The organism is Enterobacter chengduensis, assembly GCF_001984825.2.
Lineage (GTDB): Bacteria > Pseudomonadota > Gammaproteobacteria > Enterobacterales > Enterobacteriaceae > Enterobacter > Enterobacter chengduensis.
Genome location: NZ_CP043318.1, coordinates 2,232,097 through 2,248,617, shown reverse-complemented (window position 1 = coordinate 2,248,617; position 16,521 = coordinate 2,232,097). Strand labels below are relative to the sequence as shown.

The following is a 16,521-nucleotide window of genomic DNA, read 5'->3' as shown; positions in this document are numbered from 1 at the left end:
CCTACAGATAACCTGTTGTCGCCTGCGTTGGTTTGTCCGATAATAGGCGGCTTTTTTATTTCAGGCTAAATAATGACCGATTACTTACTGCTCTTTGTCGGCACCGTGCTGGTTAACAACTTCGTTCTGGTGAAGTTCCTTGGCCTGTGCCCGTTTATGGGCGTTTCCAAAAAGCTGGAAACGGCGATGGGTATGGGGCTGGCGACGACCTTCGTGATGACGCTGGCGTCCATCTGCGCGTGGTGGATCGATACCTGGATCCTTATCCCGCTGGGGTTAACCTATCTGCGCACGCTGGCCTTTATTCTGGTTATCGCGGTGGTGGTGCAGTTTACCGAAATGGTGGTGCGCAAAACCAGCCCGGCGCTCTATCGCCTGCTGGGTATCTTCCTGCCGCTGATCACCACCAACTGCGCCGTTCTCGGCGTGGCGTTGCTGAACATCAACCTTGGCCATAACTTTATGCAGTCGGCGCTGTATGGTTTTTCCGCGGCCGTCGGCTTCTCGCTGGTCATGGTGCTGTTCGCCTCTATTCGCGAGCGCCTGGCCGCTGCGGATATTCCCGCTCCCTTCCGCGGTAATGCGATTGCGCTGGTGACCGCCGGTTTAATGTCTCTTGCCTTTATGGGCTTCAGTGGTCTGGTGAAGTTGTAATGAGTGCTATCTGGATTGCCATCGCCTCTATCAGCGTCCTGGGGTTGGTGTTTGGCCTTATCCTGGGTTACGCCTCCCGCCGTTTCGCGGTAGAGGACGATCCTGTTGTAGAAAAAATTGATGAGCTTCTGCCGCAAAGCCAGTGTGGGCAGTGCGGCTACCCTGGCTGTCGCCCTTACGCTGAAGCGGTGGGCATTCAGGGTGAGAAAATTAACCGCTGTGCGCCCGGCGGCGAAGCGGTGATGCTGAAAATCGCGGCCCTGCTTAACGTTGACCCGCAGCCCGTTGACGGCGACGCGGAGGTGCAGGAGCCGGTGCGTGCCCTGGCCGTGATCGACGAAGCCAACTGCATCGGCTGCACCAAATGTATTCAGGCCTGCCCGGTCGACGCCATTGTGGGCGCAACCCGCGCCATGCACACCGTCGTGGCGGACCTGTGCACCGGCTGTAACCTCTGCGTGGCCCCCTGCCCGACGCAATGTATCGAGTTACGCCCGGTTGAAACGACTACCGAAAGCTGGAAGTGGGATCTTCAAACCATTCCGGTTCGCAATATTCCTGTGGAACAACATGCTTAAGTTATTTTCTGCTTTCAGAAAAGAGAAGATTTGGGACTTTGACGGCGGTATTCATCCACCGGAAATGAAAACCCAGTCCAGCGGCACGCCGCTGCGTCAAATTCCGCTGGCGACCCGTTTCGTCATGCCGCTCAAGCAGCACATCGGGGCCGAGGGCGAGCTGTGCGTGAAAGAAGGCGATACGGTTCTTCGCGGCCAGCCGCTGACCTTTGGTCGCGGACGTATGCTGCCGGTGCACGCGCCAACCTCCGGCAAAGTGGTCGCCATCGCCCCTCACACGGTGGCGCATCCGTCCGCGCTCTCAGAGCTGAGCGTGATTATTGAAGCCGACGGCGAAGACCGCTGGATCGATCGTGACGGCTGGAGCGACTACCGCGCCCACAGCCGCGAAGCGCTTATCGAGCGCATTCACCAGTTCGGCGTCGCCGGGCTGGGCGGCGCGGGCTTTCCGACCGGCGTCAAGCTGCGCGGCGGTGGCGATAACATTCAGACGCTGATTATCAACGCCGCCGAATGCGAACCGTATATCACCGCCGACGATCGTCTGATGCAGGACTGTGCCGCCCAGGTGGTGGAAGGCATCCGCATCCTCGCGCACATTCTGCAGCCGCGGGAAGTGCTGATCGGTATTGAAGACAATAAACCGCAGGCTATCTCCATGCTGCGCGCCGTGCTGGCGGGCAGTCACGATATCAGCCTGCGCGTTATCCCGACCAAGTACCCTTCTGGCGGCGCGAAACAGCTAACGCAAATTCTCACCGGCAAGCAGGTTCCGCACGGCGGACGCTCTTCGGATATCGGCGTGCTGATGCAGAACGTGGGCACCGCCTACGCCGTGAAGCGCGCGGTGATTGACGGCGAGCCGCTAACCGAGCGCGTGGTCACCCTGACCGGCGAATCGGTCTCCCGTCCGGGCAACGTCTGGGCGCGTCTCGGTACGCCGGTGCGTCATCTGCTTGAACAGGCGGAGTTTTGCCCGGGCAGCGACCAGATGGTGATCATGGGCGGCCCGCTGATGGGCTTTACCCTGCCGTGGCTGGACGTTCCGGTAGTGAAAATTACCAACTGCCTGCTCGCCCCTTCGCCGACCGAGATGGGCGAAGAGCAGGAAGAGAAAGGCTGCATCCGCTGCAGCGCCTGCGCCGATGCCTGCCCGGCGGATCTGCTCCCGCAGCAGCTGTACTGGTACAGCAAAGGCCAGCTGCACGACAAGGCAAAAGCCCATAACCTGGCCGACTGCATCGAATGCGGCGCCTGCGCCTGGGTCTGCCCGAGCAATATTCCTCTGGTGCAGTATTTCCGTCAGGAGAAGGCCGAGATTTATGCCATCTCCATGGAGGAAAAACGTGCGGCAGAAGCCAAAGCGCGCTTTGAAGCGCGCCAGGCGCGGCTGGAACGGGAAAAAGCCGCCCGTCAGGAGCGCCATAAGCAGGCCGCCGTTCAGCCTGGTGAAAAAGATCAGGATGCAATTAACGCCGCGCTAGCGCGCGTTCGCGAGAAAAAGGCGAATGCCGCCCAGACGGTGGTGATCCCGGCGGGAGAGAAGCCGGACAACAGCGAAGCCATTGCTGCGCGTGAAGCGCGTAAAGCTCAGGCTCGCGCCCGTCAGGCAGAAAAAGCGCAAACGGCCCAGACGGATGCTGAGGTTGACCCACGCAAAGCCGCCGTGGAAGCGGCAATAGCCCGCGCTAAGGCCCGCAAGGCCGGTGAGCAGAATGTGGTGGTCGAGCAGGACGCCGTCGACCCGCGCAAAGCCGCCGTCGATGCGGCGATAGCCCGTGCCAAAGCCCGAAAGGCGGCGCAGCAGACGCAGACCGCAGAACCCGAGGCCCCTGTCGACCCGCGTAAAGCCGCCGTCGAAGCGGCGATTGCCCGCGCTAAAGCCCGCAAGGCTGCGCAGCAGGAAGAGCAGCCGCAGGCCGCCAACGATGACCCGCGCAAGGCTGCCGTTGCCGCCGCCATTGCGCGCGTTCAGGCGAAGAAAGCCGCACAGCAAGCAGTTAACGAGGATTAAATGGTTTTCAGAATCGCAAGCTCCCCTTACACCCACAATCAGCGCCAGACATCGCGCATCATGAAGCTGGTCTGCCTGGCGGCGCTGCCGGGCATTGCCGTTCAGTGCTGGTTTTTCGGCTGGGGAACCCTGTTCCAGATAATCCTGGGCTGCGCCAGCGCCCTGGCGGCGGAAGCCCTTGTGCTTAAGCTGCGCAAGGCAGCGGTCTCCCGCATTCTTGCCGACAACTCCGCGCTGCTGACCGGCCTGCTGCTGGCCATCAGTATCCCGCCGTTTGCCCCATGGTGGATGGTGGTACTCGGCACCGTGTTTGCGGTGATTATTGCTAAACAGCTATATGGCGGGCTGGGCCATAACCCGTTTAACCCGGCGATGATCGGCTACGTGGTGCTGCTGATCTCCTTCCCGGTACAGATGACCAGCTGGCTGCCGCCGCACGACATTGCCGCCACGGTTCCGGGCTTTATGGATGCCCTGCACGTTATCTTTACCGGCCATACGGCCCTCGGCGCGGATATGAACGCGCTGCGAATGGGCGTGGACGGCATCAGCCAGGCGACGCCTCTCGACACGTTCAAAACGTCCCTGCACGCCGGGCACAGCGTTGAGCAGATCATGAAATCCGCGATCTACAGCGGCATGCTGGCGGGAGCCGGCTGGCAGTGGGTCAACCTGGCGTACCTGCTGGGCGGCCTGTTCCTGCTGCAGCAGAAAGCCATCCGCTGGCATATTCCGGTCAGCTTCCTCGTGACGCTGGCGGTCTGCGCTACGCTTGGCTGGGTATTCTCACCTGAATCACTGGCCAGCCCGCAGATTCACCTGCTCTCCGGCGCGACCATGCTGGGCGCCTTCTTTATCCTGACGGATCCGGTGACGGCATCAACGACTAACCGTGGACGCCTCATCTTCGGCGCGCTGGCAGGCCTGCTGGTCTGGCTTATCCGCAGCTTTGGCGGCTACCCGGACGGCGTCGCCTTTGCCGTCCTGCTCGCCAACATTACCGTTCCGCTCATCGACTATTACACGCGTCCACGCGTGTACGGCCACCGCTAAGGGTTTCGCCATGTTAAAAACGATGCAAAAACACGGCGTCACGCTGGCTGTCTTCGCCGCGGTCCTGACGGGGCTGACGGCACTGGTGAATGCGTTGACCAAAACGACCATCGAAGAACAGGCCACTAAGCAGCAAAAGGCGCTGTTCGATCAGGTGATCCCGTCAGATTTCTACGATAATGACCTGCAAAAGAGCTGCTTCGTGGTAGACGCGCCGCAGCTTGGCAAAGGCCCGCACCGCCTGTTTATCGCCCGCAAAGGGGATAAACCGGTCGGCACGGTGATGGAAGCGACGGCGCCCGACGGCTATTCTGGCGCCATTCAGCTGCTCGTCGGCAGCGATTTCTCCGGCACCATACTGGGCACCCGCGTGACGGAACATCATGAAACGCCGGGTCTTGGCGATAAAATTGAAACCCGTCTGAGCGACTGGATTTTGCACTTCGCCGGTAAAGTCATCCATGGCGAAGGTGACACCGCGTTTGCGGTGAAGAAAGATGGCGGCGAGTTCGACCAGTTCACCGGGGCGACCATCACGCCGCGCGCCGTGGTGAACGCCGTAAAACGGGCCGGGCTGTATGCTGAAACGCTGCCCGCGCAAATCAACAATCTTCCGGCCTGTGAGGAGTAATCATGAGCCAGGTTAAAGAGGTTATTGTCCAGGGGTTGTGGAAGAACAACTCCGCGCTGGTCCAGCTTCTGGGGATGTGCCCCCTGCTGGCGGTCACGTCCACCGCCACCAACGCGCTCGGTCTGGGTCTGGCCACCACGCTGGTATTGACCCTGACCAACCTCTCCATCTCTGCCCTGCGCCGCTGGACGCCGTCGGAAATACGTATTCCGATTTACGTCATGATCATTGCGTCGGTGGTCAGTATCGTCCAGATGCTGATTAACGCCTACGCGTTCGGCCTGTACCAGTCGCTTGGGATCTTCATTCCCCTTATCGTCACCAACTGTATCGTGGTTGGACGTGCGGAAGCCTTTGCGGTGAAAAACAGCCCCGCCATGTCGGCGCTGGACGGTTTTTCCATTGGTATGGGAGCGACGGGTGCCATGTTCGTGCTGGGCTCGCTGCGTGAAATTCTTGGAAACGGTACGCTATTTGACGGCGCAGACGCGCTGCTGGGCGGCTGGGCCAAAGCGTTGCGCATCGAAGTGTTCCATACCGATACGCCGTTCCTGCTGGCGATGCTGCCGCCCGGAGCGTTTATTGGCCTTGGCATGATGCTGGCAGTAAAATACCTGATTGATGAAAAACGTAAGCGCCGCGCGGCCGAGCGTAGCGTTCTGGAAGGGACACCCGAGAAGGCCTCATGAATAAAGAAAAGCGCATTGCGATCCTGACCCGTCTGCGGGACGAGAACCCGCACCCGACGACGGAGCTGAATTTTACCTCCCCGTTTGAGCTGCTGATCGCCGTGCTGCTTTCTGCACAGGCTACCGACGTGAGCGTCAATAAAGCCACCGCCCTGCTCTATCCGGTCGCCAATACGCCGAAGGCCATGCTGGAGCTGGGCGTGGAAGGCGTGAAGTCGTATATCAAAACCATTGGCCTGTTTAACAGCAAAGCCGAGAACGTCATTAAGACCTGCCGGATCCTGCTGGAACAGCACGGCGGTGAAGTACCGGAAGATCGCGCTGCGCTGGAGGCCTTACCGGGCGTAGGGCGTAAGACCGCGAACGTGGTGCTCAATACCGCGTTTGGCTGGCCCACCATTGCCGTGGATACGCATATATTTCGCGTGTCTAACCGGACCAACTTCGCGCCGGGGAAAAATGTCGAGCAGGTCGAAGAGAAGCTGCTCAAAGTGGTTCCGGCTGGATTTAAGGTTGATTGTCATCACTGGCTGATTCTGCATGGCCGTTATACCTGTATTGCCCGTAAGCCTCGCTGCGGCTCCTGCATTATTGAAGATCTTTGCGAATACAAAGAAAAAGTCTATTCCTGATCGCCACAATCCCCTACCAAAAGAAGGGCTACCAAGCGCCCTTCTTTTGGCCGTTATTTGTCCGCCTTTCGTTTGCCCTAACCTGTCACTTGTTCGGCTGTTTAACGCCCAAACAGGTTAATACTTCTTTCATATCCAAAAATTTCTATACATCTGTGATCGCGATCACCCTGATAACTTCATGTTGATTTTTTGTTGTCAAAATCGGCTTAAACCCTTTGTCTGACAAGATGCTTCTCTTTCTTTACCGACGATAAGACCAGCTATTTTTCAGAATATGGGCTATACCACTGCCAGAAGAGGCAAATAGCAGAACATATCGCCAAATGCCGGTCAGGGAGGGTTATCGCCAGTCGAAAAAACTCCCTTTACTCATCGTATAAAATTTAACGCTGAATAACATTTGTATGAACCGACGATTATACCACTCCAGATATATGTAACAGATTATTACAAACGTCTTGCCAGATGGGGCAGGATAGTGAACATTACCCGCCGTTTCTCCTCCCAATATAACTATAAGGCGTATGGGCTACGGCCATCGCGCTATGAACACCCCCGTTAATATGGGATGTAAAAAAAGAGGTATATGTGTCTACTGCAAACAATAAACCAACAGATGAAAGCGTGAGTCTTAACGCTTTTAAACAACCAAAAGCGTTCTATCTCATCTTCTCTATTGAGTTATGGGAGCGTTTTGGTTATTACGGCCTGCAAGGGATCATGGCGGTTTACCTGGTAAAACAGCTGGGTATGTCCGAAGCCGATTCCATCACGCTGTTCTCCTCCTTCAGCGCCCTCGTCTACGGTCTGGTTGCTATTGGCGGCTGGCTGGGTGATAAAGTTCTCGGGACTAAACGTGTCATCATGCTGGGCGCCATTGTCCTGGCGATTGGCTATGGTCTGGTAGCATGGTCAGGGCATGATGCCGCTGTCGTGTATATGGGTATGGCGACAATTGCCGTCGGTAACGGGCTGTTCAAAGCGAACCCGTCCTCCCTGCTCTCTACCTGCTACAGCAAAGATGACCCGCGTCTGGACGGTGCATTCACCATGTACTATATGTCCATCAACATCGGTTCATTCTTCTCCATGCTGGCAACCCCATGGCTCGCAGCTAAGTTCGGCTGGAGCGTGGCGTTTGCGCTGAGCTTCGTCGGTATGCTGATCACCGTGGTGAACTTCCTGTTCTGCCGCAGCTGGGTTAAAGACTACGGTTCAAAACCTGACTTCGAACCTGTGCATATGGGCAAACTGCTGGCGACCATCGTGGGCGTTGTGGTTCTGGCTGCGATCGCCACCTGGCTGCTGCACAACCAGGGTATCGCTCGCGCCGTTCTGGGCGTGGTTGCGCTGGGTATCGTGATCATCTTCGCGAAAGAAGCGTTCGCTATGCAGGGTGCTGCACGCCGTAAGATGATTGTGGCGTTCATTCTGATGCTGGAAGCAATCATCTTCTTCGTACTGTACAGCCAGATGCCAACGTCTCTGAACTTCTTCGCCATTCGTAACGTTGAGCACAGTATCCTGGGTATCGCGTTCGAGCCGGAGCAGTATCAGGCCCTGAACCCGTTCTGGATCATGATTGGTAGCCCGATTCTGGCCGCTATCTATAACAAGATGGGCGACCGTCTGCCGATGCCGCATAAGTTTGCGATTGGTATGGTGCTGTGCTCCGGTGCGTTCCTCGTGCTGCCGCTGGGGACTAAATTTGCGACCGACGCAGGTATTGTGTCCGTTAACTGGCTGATTCTGAGCTACGCGCTGCAGTCTATCGGCGAACTGATGATCTCCGGTCTGGGTCTGGCGATGGTGGCTCAGCTGGTTCCACAGCGTCTGATGGGCTTCATCATGGGTAGCTGGTTCCTGACCACTGCCGGTGCAGCAATTATCGCAGGTAAAATTGCGAACCTGATGGCCGTGCCGGAAAACGTTACTGACCCACTGGTCTCCCTGAACGTCTACGGTACCGTGTTCATGCAGATTGGTATCGCGACAGCGGTAATTGCCGTTCTGATGCTGCTGACCGCGCCGAAGCTGAATCGTATGACTCAGAATGACGATAAAACCGCAAAAGCGACCAACACCGCTAACGCGTAAGAGTATTGAGAAACGACCGAAGAAAAGCCGCTAATGCATTAGCGGCTTTTTTTTTGTCTATCCGCGCACTAACATAGCTGAAACCTCAGCAAAAAGGAGTTACCGATGAAACTGTTCTACAAACCGGGCGCGTGCTCTCTTGCTTCACATATCACCCTGCGCGAGAGCGGCAAAGATTTCACGCTGGATGGCGTTGATCTGATGAAAAAGCGTCTGGAAAATGGCGATGATTTTCTTGCTATTAACCCCAAGGGACAAGTTCCGGCGCTCCTGCTGGATGATGGTACTCTGCTGACCGAAGGCGTGGCGATTATGCAGTTCCTGGCCGACAGCGTGCCGGATCGCCAGCTGCTGGCGCCGGTCAGTACCGTTTCTCGCTATAAGACGCTGGAATGGCTGAACTATATTGCAACCGAACTGCACAAAGGCTTTACGCCGCTGTTCCGCCCGGATACGCCAGAAGAGTTCAAACCGACCGTACGTGCGCTTCTTGAGAAAAAGCTGCAGTACGTTAACGCGTCGCTGAAAGACGACCAGTGGATTAGCGGTTCGCGCTTCACGATTGCCGACGCGTACCTGTTTACCGTTCTGCGCTGGGCGCGCGCGGTTAAGCTGAATCTGGAAGGGTTAGACCACATCGCATCGTATATGAAACGCGTCGCAGAGCGTCCTGCGGTGGCTGCGGCGCTGAAAGCGGAAGGTCTTAGCTAATATCGCCCGGCGGCGCTTCGCTTGCACGGGCCTAGGGGTTTTGTAGGCCGGGTAAGCGCAGCGCCACCCGGCATGTTTTACAACTGCGTTGCGCTAAAATAGTGCTCCGGCTTCGCGATACGATCCTGCGCCGCGACCACCTGCAGCTCATATTCCTGCATCTCTTTCGTCGCAATCATGATTTCGTACACCGCCGCAGTGACATGCTCCAGCGCGTCTCTCACCGTTGCGCCCTGCAGCAATTTCACCAGCAGAAGCCCGCTGGTCACATCCCCCACGCCAACCGGCTGTCGCAGGCCGAAATCGACCAGCGGACGGCTGATATGCCAGGCGTCAACTTTCGTCACCAGCAGCATCTCAAAACGGTCCTGGCTCAGCCCCGCGCGCGCGAGGTGTTTTACCAGCACGACTTCCGGCCCCTGAGCGATCAGCTCGCGAGACGCGCTTACCGCCTCATCTACGCTGTTAACCGAATGCTCGCAGAGAATTTCAAGCTCAACCAGGTTTGGCGCAATGATATCGCTGGCGGGCAGCGCGTGGCGGACGTGAAACTCTGCGACGCCGGGCGCCACGATACAGCCTTTCTCCGGATGGCCCATGACGGGGTCGCAGAAGTATTTTGCCGACGGGTTTGCCGCTTTCACCTGGCGCACGATGCCGAGGATATGCTCCCCCTGCTCCGCTGAGCCGAGATAACCGCTCAGCACGGCGTCACAGCGCCTGAGCTGGTCGATATCCGCAATGCCCTGCACAACCTCGGTAAGGTGCGAAGGCGGCATCACGCAGCCGGTCCATTTGCCGTACTGCGTGTGGTTTGAGAACTGCACGGTATTGAGGGGCCAGACGTTGACGCCGAGGCGACGCATGGGAAATTCCGCTGCGCTGTTGCCAGCATGTCCAAATACAACGTGGGACTGAATGGCGAGGATATTCTTCATTATTTTCTTACCAAACCCTGAAAAAACAAAAAGGGGCGTGGTTTCCCACGCCCCTGGAGACTGTTAATTACTTCCAGCAGACAAGGCAGTAGTTTTTCTTACCGCGACGCAGCAGCGTGTAGCGGCCATACAGACGGTCGCCGTCAACGAAGGTATATTCCGGATCGGCCTGCTTTTCACCGTTGATGGTGATCGCATTAGACGCGATGGTTTTACGCGCCTGACCGCGGGAAGGCTGGAGCTCGGAGTCCACCAGCGCCTGCATCAGGTCAGCCCCTTTTTCCATCTCAACCATCGGTACGCCGTCCTGCGCCAGCTGTTCGAAGTCCGCTTCGCTCAGATCGCTCAGGGTACCGTTGAACAGGCTTGCGGTAATGCGTTTTGCCGCGGCCAGACCTTCTTCGCCGTGAACCAGTTTGGTCACTTCGTCCGCCAGCACGTACTGGGCGCGCGGTGCTTTACCGCTGTTCTTGTCTTCTTCTTCCAGCGCATTGATGTCTGCAATATCCATGAAGGTGAAGAACTTCAGGAAGCGGTAAACATCGGCGTCTGCCGTGTTGATCCAGAACTGGTAGAATTTGTACGGGCTGGTTTTCTTCGGATCCAGCCACACCGCGCCGCCTTCCGTCTTGCCGAATTTGGTGCCGTCTGCTTTGGTGATCAGCGGAACGGTCAGACCGAAGACCTGGTTCTGGTGCAGACGGCGGGTCAGGTCGATACCGGAGGTGATGTTACCCCACTGGTCAGAACCGCCAATCTGCAGGGAAACGCCGTGCAGCTTGTTCAGGCAGGCAAAGTCATACCCCTGCAGCAGGTTGTAGGAGAACTCGGTAAAAGAGATACCCTGATCGTCACGGTTCAGACGCTGCTTAACCGCCTCTTTGTTAATCATCTGGTTAACAGAGAAGTGCTTGCCGATATCGCGCAGGAAGGTCAGCACGTTCATGCTGCCAAACCAGTCGTAGTTGTTCGCGGCAATTGCAGCGTTATCACCACAGTCGAAGTCGAGGAAAGGTGCAACCTGTTTGCGGATCTTATCCACCCACTCCTGCACGGTATCTTCGGTATTCAGTTTACGCTCAGCGGCTTTAAAGCTCGGGTCACCAATCAGACCGGTTGCGCCACCCACCAGAGCAACAGGCTTATGGCCCGCCATCTGGAAGCGTTTCAGGCATAACAATGGAACAAGATGCCCCAAATGCAAGCTGTCAGCGGTGGGATCGAAGCCGCAATAGAGCGCGATCGGGCCTTGCGCCAGTCGCTCTGCTAACGCTTCCTCGTCCGTCACCTGGGCCACGAGGCCCCGCTCTTGCAATTGTTTAATCAAGTTACTGCTTGCCATCAAATTCTCCATGTATAAACGACTGCACCTTTGCCGGTACACGACTTTTCGCCTGATGCGAAAGGACCATAGAATAAAGCGCAAGCGCGGCGTGCGCTAGCGCTTAAATCAACAAATTTCGGGGATTACGGCGCCAGTCTGTCGATTTTCCAGCCGCTATCCTCGCGCTGGTATAAAAAGCGGTCGTGCAGGCGATGTTCGCCCCCCTGCCAGAACTCTATTTGCTCAATCGGGATACGGAAGCCGCCCCAGAAGCTTGGCAGGGGGATTTCACCCTGCTGGAACTTCTGCTTAAGCTCCAGGAATTTACTTTCCAACACGCCGCGGGCAGAAATTCGGCTGGACTGTTTTGATACCCAGGCGCCAATCTGGCTGTCGCGCGGGCGGCTGTGGAAATATTTCACCACTTCAAGGGTCGAGAGACGTTCCGCCTTGCCGGTGACCATGACCTGTCGTTCCAGCATGTGCCACGGGAACAGCAGGCTGATGCGCGGATTGTTTTCTAAGTGGTGCGCCTTGCGGCTGCCAAGGTTGGTGTAGAACACCAGCCCTTTCTCGTCATAATGCTTGAGCAATACGATGCGCTGATACGGTTGACCGTTTTCATCTACCGTGGCGACAACCATGGCCGTTGGGTCGGCGAGTTTCGCTTCGCAGGCCTGTTTCAGCCAGCGTTCAAAAAGCACGAGGGGTTCAGCGGGAAGATCCTGGCGACGCAGGCCGCCTTTGGTGTATTCACGGCGCAGATGCGCAATTTGCTGCAGTTCGTCGTTATCTGACATGGCGTTAGCTGACGTTGAGAGTGGGTGGCGCTATTGTGCGCCGCCCCTGTAAAAATCTCAACGCTTCGGATTTTCGAGCTGGCAATTGTTCAGCACAATGCGGTCGCGTTTGTAGACCGTAGCGCTGTCGCCTTTCGACCAGAAGACATAGATACCGTCGGTGTAGCGTGCGCCCGAGGCCGACATGCCCTGCTTCAGCGTCAGCAATTTATTGTCGTAAACAAAACTGGCTTCCTGGCGTGGATTATTCAGCTTTACCGTCAGCGGCTTTTCGTCGCAGCGATACTCCAGCGTATCGGTCTGCATGCGCTCAATAAGCTGGTTGTAGACGCTGCATCCTGAGAGCAACAAAGGGGCGGCAATAAGAAGTAGTTTTTTCATGGGCGTATTCCGAAGACTTTCCTGGTCCTGGAGGGCATGGCTGCCCTCCTGTTTCGTTCCATTCTAACGACGACGCGCCGCGCTGAATTTCAGTTAACTCTGATTATGACGAGGATTTGCCGGGAAAATCGCCCCAAGGACGCTCGCCTCGCGCGCACCGGTTACGGACGGTAAATTCCCCGGCAGTCCGGCTATCGTGCGCCATGCAAGCCAGGCGAAGGCCAGCGCTTCCATATCATCACCGCTAATGCCTGCCTCATCCGTCGTCGACACTTCAGTGCCCGGCAGTAGCCCGGCAAGACGCGCCATTACCAGAGGATTGCGGCTTCCGCCTCCGCACACCAGCAGACGTTCACATCCGCCGCTGAGAAGCACCTGTTCGGAGATCGACACGGCCGTGAGTTCGGCAAGCGTCGCCTGGACATCCTGCGGCGCAAGCGCCGGGAAGGGTGCCAGCTGACGTTCAAGCCAGCCTAAGTTGAAGTATTCACGCCCCGTGCTTTTCGGCGCGGGTAAGGCAAAATAGGGATCGCTCAGCATGGACTGCAACAGCGGCAAAATGACTTTTCCCGCGCTCGCCCACTCCGCGTTTTTGTCATACGGTTGGCCGCACTGGCGCCAGATCCAGGCGTCCATTAACATGTTGCCCGGGCCGGTATCGTAGCCGCGGACCGGCTGTCCTGGGATGAGCATTGACAGATTGGCGATGCCGCCAATGTTAAGCACCATACGCCGTTCGGACGGGTGCGCCAGCAACGCCTGATGGAACGCGGGCACCAGCGGCGCGCCCTGACCGCCCAGGGCAATATCGCGACGACGAAAATCGCCAACTACCGTTACGCCCGTCTTTGCCACAATCTGGTTGTTATCGCCGATTTGCAGGGTATGCGGGGCCTCTCCGCCGGGCTCATGCCAGACCGTTTGTCCGTGACACCCGATGGCCACCACATCCTGCGGGCGAAGATGTTCTTTTTGCATCAATGCCTGCACTGCATCCGCAAACAGCGCCCCCAGGCGAACGTCAAGTTGCCCAAGCTGGGAAAGGGTCAACTGCTGGCCCTGACAGATGCTCAGAATATCTTCCTTCAGCGAAATGGGGATTGGCCAGGTCAGGCTTGCCTGCTGTGCCACCATGTTTTCGTCAATGGCGGCCAGAACGACATCTACCCCATCCAGGCTGGTACCCGACATCACACCAATGTAGCGACCCGATTTCATGCGCTTTCCTTACGTTACGTGGGCTAAGGATACCCACTCAACCATAAACGGCGCAGCATTGCCATCCGGCGATAATATTTTTTAACAATGTCAGACGGGTAACACAGACGGCCCCTGTTTATCTCTCGTTAAGTCAAATTCAAGTACAATTTTCCTATTGTTAGTGCAAAGATATGAACTATGGCCCCTTATGCCATATAATTTAGCCATAACGGATGCCCCGAATCGGGCGTTTTTGGTGAACAGGAGAGTCAAATGATTTTACGTGTACTGGGCGTTTCGCTGATTGGTTTAACTCTGGCTGGCTGTGTGAATGACAGTTCACTCTCTGGCGACGTTTACAGCGCTTCTGAAGCGAAACAGGTTCAGAACGTGACTTACGGTACCGTTGTTAACGCACGTCCTGTACAGATTCAGGGTGGTGATGAAAACAACGTGATGGGCGCAATCGGCGGTGCCGTGCTGGGTGGTTTCCTGGGCAATACCGTCGGCGGTGGTACAGGCCGTTCTCTTGCAACAGCCGCAGGTGCCGTTGCGGGTGGTGTAGCAGGCCAGGGCGTTCAGGGTGCGATGAACAAAACCCAGGGCGTAGAGCTGGAAATTCGTAAAGACGACGGCAGCACGATCATGGTTGTTCAGAAACAAGGCAATACCCGCTTTTCTGCAGGCCAGCGCGTAGTGCTGGCGAGCAACGGACGTCAGGTGACCGTGTCCCCACGTTAATAAAAAAAAAATGGATGTGGTCACCGGACCACATCCATTTACAATATATATCACTTACATAAATATATTTACAAAATATATTTAGAACATCAATTATCAATTAAGCTGTATATTGTTTCTGCGCAAAGTATTTATCGAATTAATTGTTTAGACTCTTCGCAAGTCTCTTACCTTCATTCCTTTTTAATAATTTAAAAAAATTTATATGCTTGCGAATAGTCGTTCTGTAAAAGGTCGTTATCTCTCGTTTTTTTTCGGTTGCATTATTGTCATCGGAATATTACAAGCTCTATTTTCAAAACTGGCTGAATGGGTTCCCTCCTTCTCGCCGCTCTTGTTCCCAACGCTCACCATTTTTCTACTTGTCTTTCACCTGTTTATTGCCTGTTTTATGGCAATGAAATACTGGTGTGATAAGAAGCGGCTGTATCTGGTTCCAATAGCCTTTGCCTTTGCCGGGTCGGCATTGCTGATGGTCGGCACGCTGTCCAGTTTTCCCGCCTGGCTGGACCTCTACCAGTTCAACGTCGTGAACTACAACGATGCGATGATCTACTATATGTTCCGCCATATCTTAATGGCGCTGTTGATAATCGCTTCCGCATTACTCTTCCCCATTCGCAATCAGCCTCTTTCACGCCTGGCGCATATCGCCATCGTAAGTAGCGCCTGTCTTTTTACCGCCTGCGTGCTAATTCTGACCTGGATGTACTCCAGCCATTCAGGGTTCTTATCCATCGATCTGATTGATAATGAAACACGGCAGTTTATGGTTCTCTGGAGCCACTGTATTAATATTTCTTTAATTGTGCTCTGGGTGGTGACATTAGCAACGCTGATGATTATTACGCGCGTGCGTAACCTATTCTGGGCGGGCGGGAATTTTCTGTGTCTCTGCTATATCGTCACGCTCACAATGCTGCTATTGGGTGGACATGCCGAAGATATCTCGTGGTATCGCGCCCGGCTATTTGAAACCGTCGCGACGCTGATCATTATTTTCGTTCTGCTTTACGATGTTTTCAGGCTGTATCGCGACTCGCATGTAAAGTATCAGCAGTCGTATCAAAATTCGATTCGCGATCCGCTCACGCGCCTCTATAACCGCAGCTATTTTTATGAATCCCTGAGCCAGGCGCTGGACGATGCTAAGCCCACCCGCCCCGTGTCGGTTATCGTGAGCGATCTCGATCGCTTCAAGCGCATCAATGACAACTATGGCCATCTCCAGGGCGATAAAGTCCTGCAGTTTGTCGCTAATCTGCTGATGGATTCCGTTCGCCCGCATGATATCGCGGCGCGTATCGGCGGCGAAGAGTTTGTCCTGATGCTGGCCAATACCTCTTCAGATGCCGCAGGCCAGGTGGCGGAACGTATCCGGTTGAACCTGAGCAGCTTTGATAAAACCAGCAGCGGGGGCCATCTGCCGGAGCCGATCACCATCAGCATGGGGGTGTTTACGGCTACGTCGTCGTCAACGACCGCAGAAGAGTGCGTGGAAAGCGCGGATAAAGCGATATATGAAGCAAAAGAGACAGGCCGTAACCGCGTCGTTATCTTTAAATAGAAAAAAGGCCTTGCGGATGCAAGGCCCTGTTGTCTGTTCAGTCGCGCGACTGCAGCTCGTGAATGTTTTGCTCAAGGCGAGCAATCAGGCTGATAAGCATCTCCAGCTCGGCCGGCGACACGCCTGACAAAATCTCACCGCGCGTCTTGGTAATCACGGCTTCCATCTCCGTGATAATAGGCGCCGCTTTCTCGGTGAGTTTAATCCGCTTGGCGCGACGATCGCTGGCGCAGGTTTGGCGCGAGATCAACCCCTTATCTTCCAGCTGGTCAAGCGTGCGCACCAGCGACGGTTGCTCAATGCCTATCGCTTTTGCCAGTTGAATTTGCGACTGGTCGGGCGGCAGCTGGTGAATGTTGTGCAGCGTCACCCAGTGCGTCTGGGTGAGTTCAAGAGGTTTCAGGCGATGGTCAATCAGAGCACGCCAGACGCGTACCAACCTTGCCAGATCAGAACCTAATGGCGATTCCAATTTCATCTCCTTATAATTAGCTTGCTAAGTTATTAT

The 16,521-nt window shown here is 55.9% G+C and carries 17 protein-coding genes; 11 read left to right on the top strand and 6 right to left on the bottom strand.

What is annotated here, in order from left to right:
• Positions 1-72 precede the first annotated feature (72 nt).
• The 9 genes from rsxA (at position 73) to gstA (ending at position 9,062) form a co-directional block, all read left to right on the top strand.
• Positions 73-654: an electron transport complex subunit RsxA gene (gene rsxA / locus FY206_RS11095; RefSeq protein ID WP_008500564.1), complete on the top strand. Its 582-nt coding sequence runs from the start codon at positions 73-75 to the stop codon at positions 652-654.
• A complete protein-coding gene (gene rsxB / locus FY206_RS11090; RefSeq protein ID WP_032640037.1) occupies positions 654-1,232 on the top strand; it encodes an electron transport complex subunit RsxB in 579 nt (192 codons plus the stop codon). Before rsxA ends, rsxB begins: the two co-directional genes overlap by 1 nt.
• Positions 1,225-3,246 (top strand): electron transport complex subunit RsxC, encoded by a 2,022-nt coding sequence (gene rsxC, locus FY206_RS11085; protein WP_032640035.1) that lies wholly within the window; start codon positions 1,225-1,227, stop codon positions 3,244-3,246. Before rsxB ends, rsxC begins: the two co-directional genes overlap by 8 nt.
• Complete coding sequence (gene rsxD, locus FY206_RS11080; protein ID WP_032640034.1) at positions 3,247-4,299, top strand: electron transport complex subunit RsxD; 1,053 nt, start codon at positions 3,247-3,249, stop codon at positions 4,297-4,299.
• 10 nt (positions 4,300-4,309) lie between these two features.
• Positions 4,310-4,930, top strand: a complete 621-nt coding sequence (rsxG, locus tag FY206_RS11075; RefSeq protein ID WP_032640031.1) for an electron transport complex subunit RsxG — start codon at positions 4,310-4,312, stop codon at positions 4,928-4,930.
• 2 nt (positions 4,931-4,932) lie between these two features.
• Positions 4,933-5,619 (top strand): electron transport complex subunit E, encoded by a 687-nt coding sequence (locus FY206_RS11070; RefSeq protein WP_032640029.1) that lies wholly within the window; start codon positions 4,933-4,935, stop codon positions 5,617-5,619.
• Positions 5,616-6,251 carry an endonuclease III gene (gene nth, locus FY206_RS11065; protein WP_032640027.1) on the top strand — a complete coding sequence of 212 codons (636 nt, stop codon included), beginning with the start codon at positions 5,616-5,618 and terminating at the stop codon, positions 6,249-6,251. Before FY206_RS11070 ends, nth begins: the two co-directional genes overlap by 4 nt.
• Before the next feature lie 591 nt (positions 6,252-6,842).
• Entirely contained in the window at positions 6,843-8,351 is a 1,509-nt protein-coding gene (gene dtpA, locus FY206_RS11060; RefSeq protein WP_032640025.1) for a dipeptide/tripeptide permease DtpA, read from the top strand.
• A gap of 105 nt (positions 8,352-8,456) precedes the next feature.
• Entirely contained in the window at positions 8,457-9,062 is a 606-nt protein-coding gene (gstA, locus tag FY206_RS11055) for a glutathione transferase GstA (RefSeq protein WP_032640022.1), read from the top strand.
• A gap of 77 nt (positions 9,063-9,139) precedes the next feature.
• On the opposite strand, the gene pdxY is transcribed toward gstA, so the two are convergent.
• From pdxY to anmK, 5 genes are all read right to left on the bottom strand, one after another.
• Entirely contained in the window at positions 9,140-10,000 is an 861-nt protein-coding gene (pdxY, locus tag FY206_RS11050) for a pyridoxal kinase PdxY (RefSeq protein WP_077064092.1), read from the bottom strand.
• A 67-nt stretch (positions 10,001-10,067) separates the two neighbouring features.
• Positions 10,068-11,342 carry a tyrosine--tRNA ligase gene (gene tyrS, locus FY206_RS11045; protein WP_032640019.1) on the bottom strand — a complete coding sequence of 425 codons (1,275 nt, stop codon included), beginning with the start codon at positions 11,340-11,342 and terminating at the stop codon, positions 10,068-10,070.
• Between the two features lie 125 nt (positions 11,343-11,467).
• Positions 11,468-12,124 carry a pyridoxamine 5'-phosphate oxidase gene (gene pdxH, locus FY206_RS11040; RefSeq protein WP_032640017.1) on the bottom strand — a complete coding sequence of 219 codons (657 nt, stop codon included), beginning with the start codon at positions 12,122-12,124 and terminating at the stop codon, positions 11,468-11,470.
• A gap of 57 nt (positions 12,125-12,181) precedes the next feature.
• Entirely contained in the window at positions 12,182-12,505 is a 324-nt protein-coding gene (mliC, locus tag FY206_RS11035; protein ID WP_032640014.1) for a C-type lysozyme inhibitor, read from the bottom strand.
• A gap of 93 nt (positions 12,506-12,598) precedes the next feature.
• Entirely contained in the window at positions 12,599-13,723 is a 1,125-nt protein-coding gene (gene anmK, locus FY206_RS11030) for an anhydro-N-acetylmuramic acid kinase (RefSeq protein WP_032640011.1), read from the bottom strand.
• Positions 13,724-13,978: 255 nt separating this feature from the next.
• On the opposite strand from anmK, the gene slyB reads away from it, so the two are divergent.
• Together slyB and FY206_RS11020 are read left to right on the top strand one after the other, a co-directional pair.
• Positions 13,979-14,446, top strand: coding sequence for an outer membrane lipoprotein SlyB (gene slyB / locus FY206_RS11025; RefSeq protein ID WP_032640009.1), 468 nt, complete (start codon positions 13,979-13,981; stop codon positions 14,444-14,446).
• A 205-nt stretch (positions 14,447-14,651) separates the two neighbouring features.
• The gene (locus FY206_RS11020; protein WP_032640007.1) at positions 14,652-16,013 is read left to right on the top strand and encodes a sensor domain-containing diguanylate cyclase; all 1,362 of its coding nucleotides are present in this window, start codon (positions 14,652-14,654) and stop codon (positions 16,011-16,013) included.
• A 37-nt stretch (positions 16,014-16,050) separates the two neighbouring features.
• Here FY206_RS11020 and slyA read toward each other — a convergent pair whose 3' ends face one another.
• Complete coding sequence (slyA, locus tag FY206_RS11015) at positions 16,051-16,491, bottom strand: transcriptional regulator SlyA (protein ID WP_032640005.1); 441 nt, start codon at positions 16,489-16,491, stop codon at positions 16,051-16,053.
• Positions 16,492-16,521 lie beyond the last annotated feature (30 nt).

Bases quoted from the DNA above. Each gene is read 5' to 3' on its own strand.
- rsxG (WP_032640031.1), top strand. From the start codon at position 4,310: ATGTTAAAAACGATGCAAAAACACGGCGTCACGCTGGCTGTCTTCGCC.
- rsxC (WP_032640035.1), top strand. From the start codon at position 1,225: ATGCTTAAGTTATTTTCTGCTTTCAGAAAAGAGAAGATTTGGGACTTT.
- rsxB (WP_032640037.1), top strand. From the start codon at position 654: ATGAGTGCTATCTGGATTGCCATCGCCTCTATCAGCGTCCTGGGGTTG.
- pdxH (WP_032640017.1), bottom strand. From the start codon at position 12,124: ATGTCAGATAACGACGAACTGCAGCAAATTGCGCATCTGCGCCGTGAA.
- pdxY (WP_077064092.1), bottom strand. From the start codon at position 10,000: ATGAAGAATATCCTCGCCATTCAGTCCCACGTTGTATTTGGACATGCT.
- tyrS (WP_032640019.1), bottom strand. From the start codon at position 11,342: ATGGCAAGCAGTAACTTGATTAAACAATTGCAAGAGCGGGGCCTCGTG.
- slyB (WP_032640009.1), top strand. From the start codon at position 13,979: ATGATTTTACGTGTACTGGGCGTTTCGCTGATTGGTTTAACTCTGGCT.
- slyA (WP_032640005.1), bottom strand. From the start codon at position 16,491: ATGAAATTGGAATCGCCATTAGGTTCTGATCTGGCAAGGTTGGTACGC.
- mliC (WP_032640014.1), bottom strand. From the start codon at position 12,505: ATGAAAAAACTACTTCTTATTGCCGCCCCTTTGTTGCTCTCAGGATGC.
- FY206_RS11020 (WP_032640007.1), top strand. From the start codon at position 14,652: ATGCTTGCGAATAGTCGTTCTGTAAAAGGTCGTTATCTCTCGTTTTTT.
- rsxD (WP_032640034.1), top strand. From the start codon at position 3,247: ATGGTTTTCAGAATCGCAAGCTCCCCTTACACCCACAATCAGCGCCAG.
- FY206_RS11070 (WP_032640029.1), top strand. From the start codon at position 4,933: ATGAGCCAGGTTAAAGAGGTTATTGTCCAGGGGTTGTGGAAGAACAAC.
- gstA (WP_032640022.1), top strand. From the start codon at position 8,457: ATGAAACTGTTCTACAAACCGGGCGCGTGCTCTCTTGCTTCACATATC.
- anmK (WP_032640011.1), bottom strand. From the start codon at position 13,723: ATGAAATCGGGTCGCTACATTGGTGTGATGTCGGGTACCAGCCTGGAT.
- nth (WP_032640027.1), top strand. From the start codon at position 5,616: ATGAATAAAGAAAAGCGCATTGCGATCCTGACCCGTCTGCGGGACGAG.
- rsxA (WP_008500564.1), top strand. From the start codon at position 73: ATGACCGATTACTTACTGCTCTTTGTCGGCACCGTGCTGGTTAACAAC.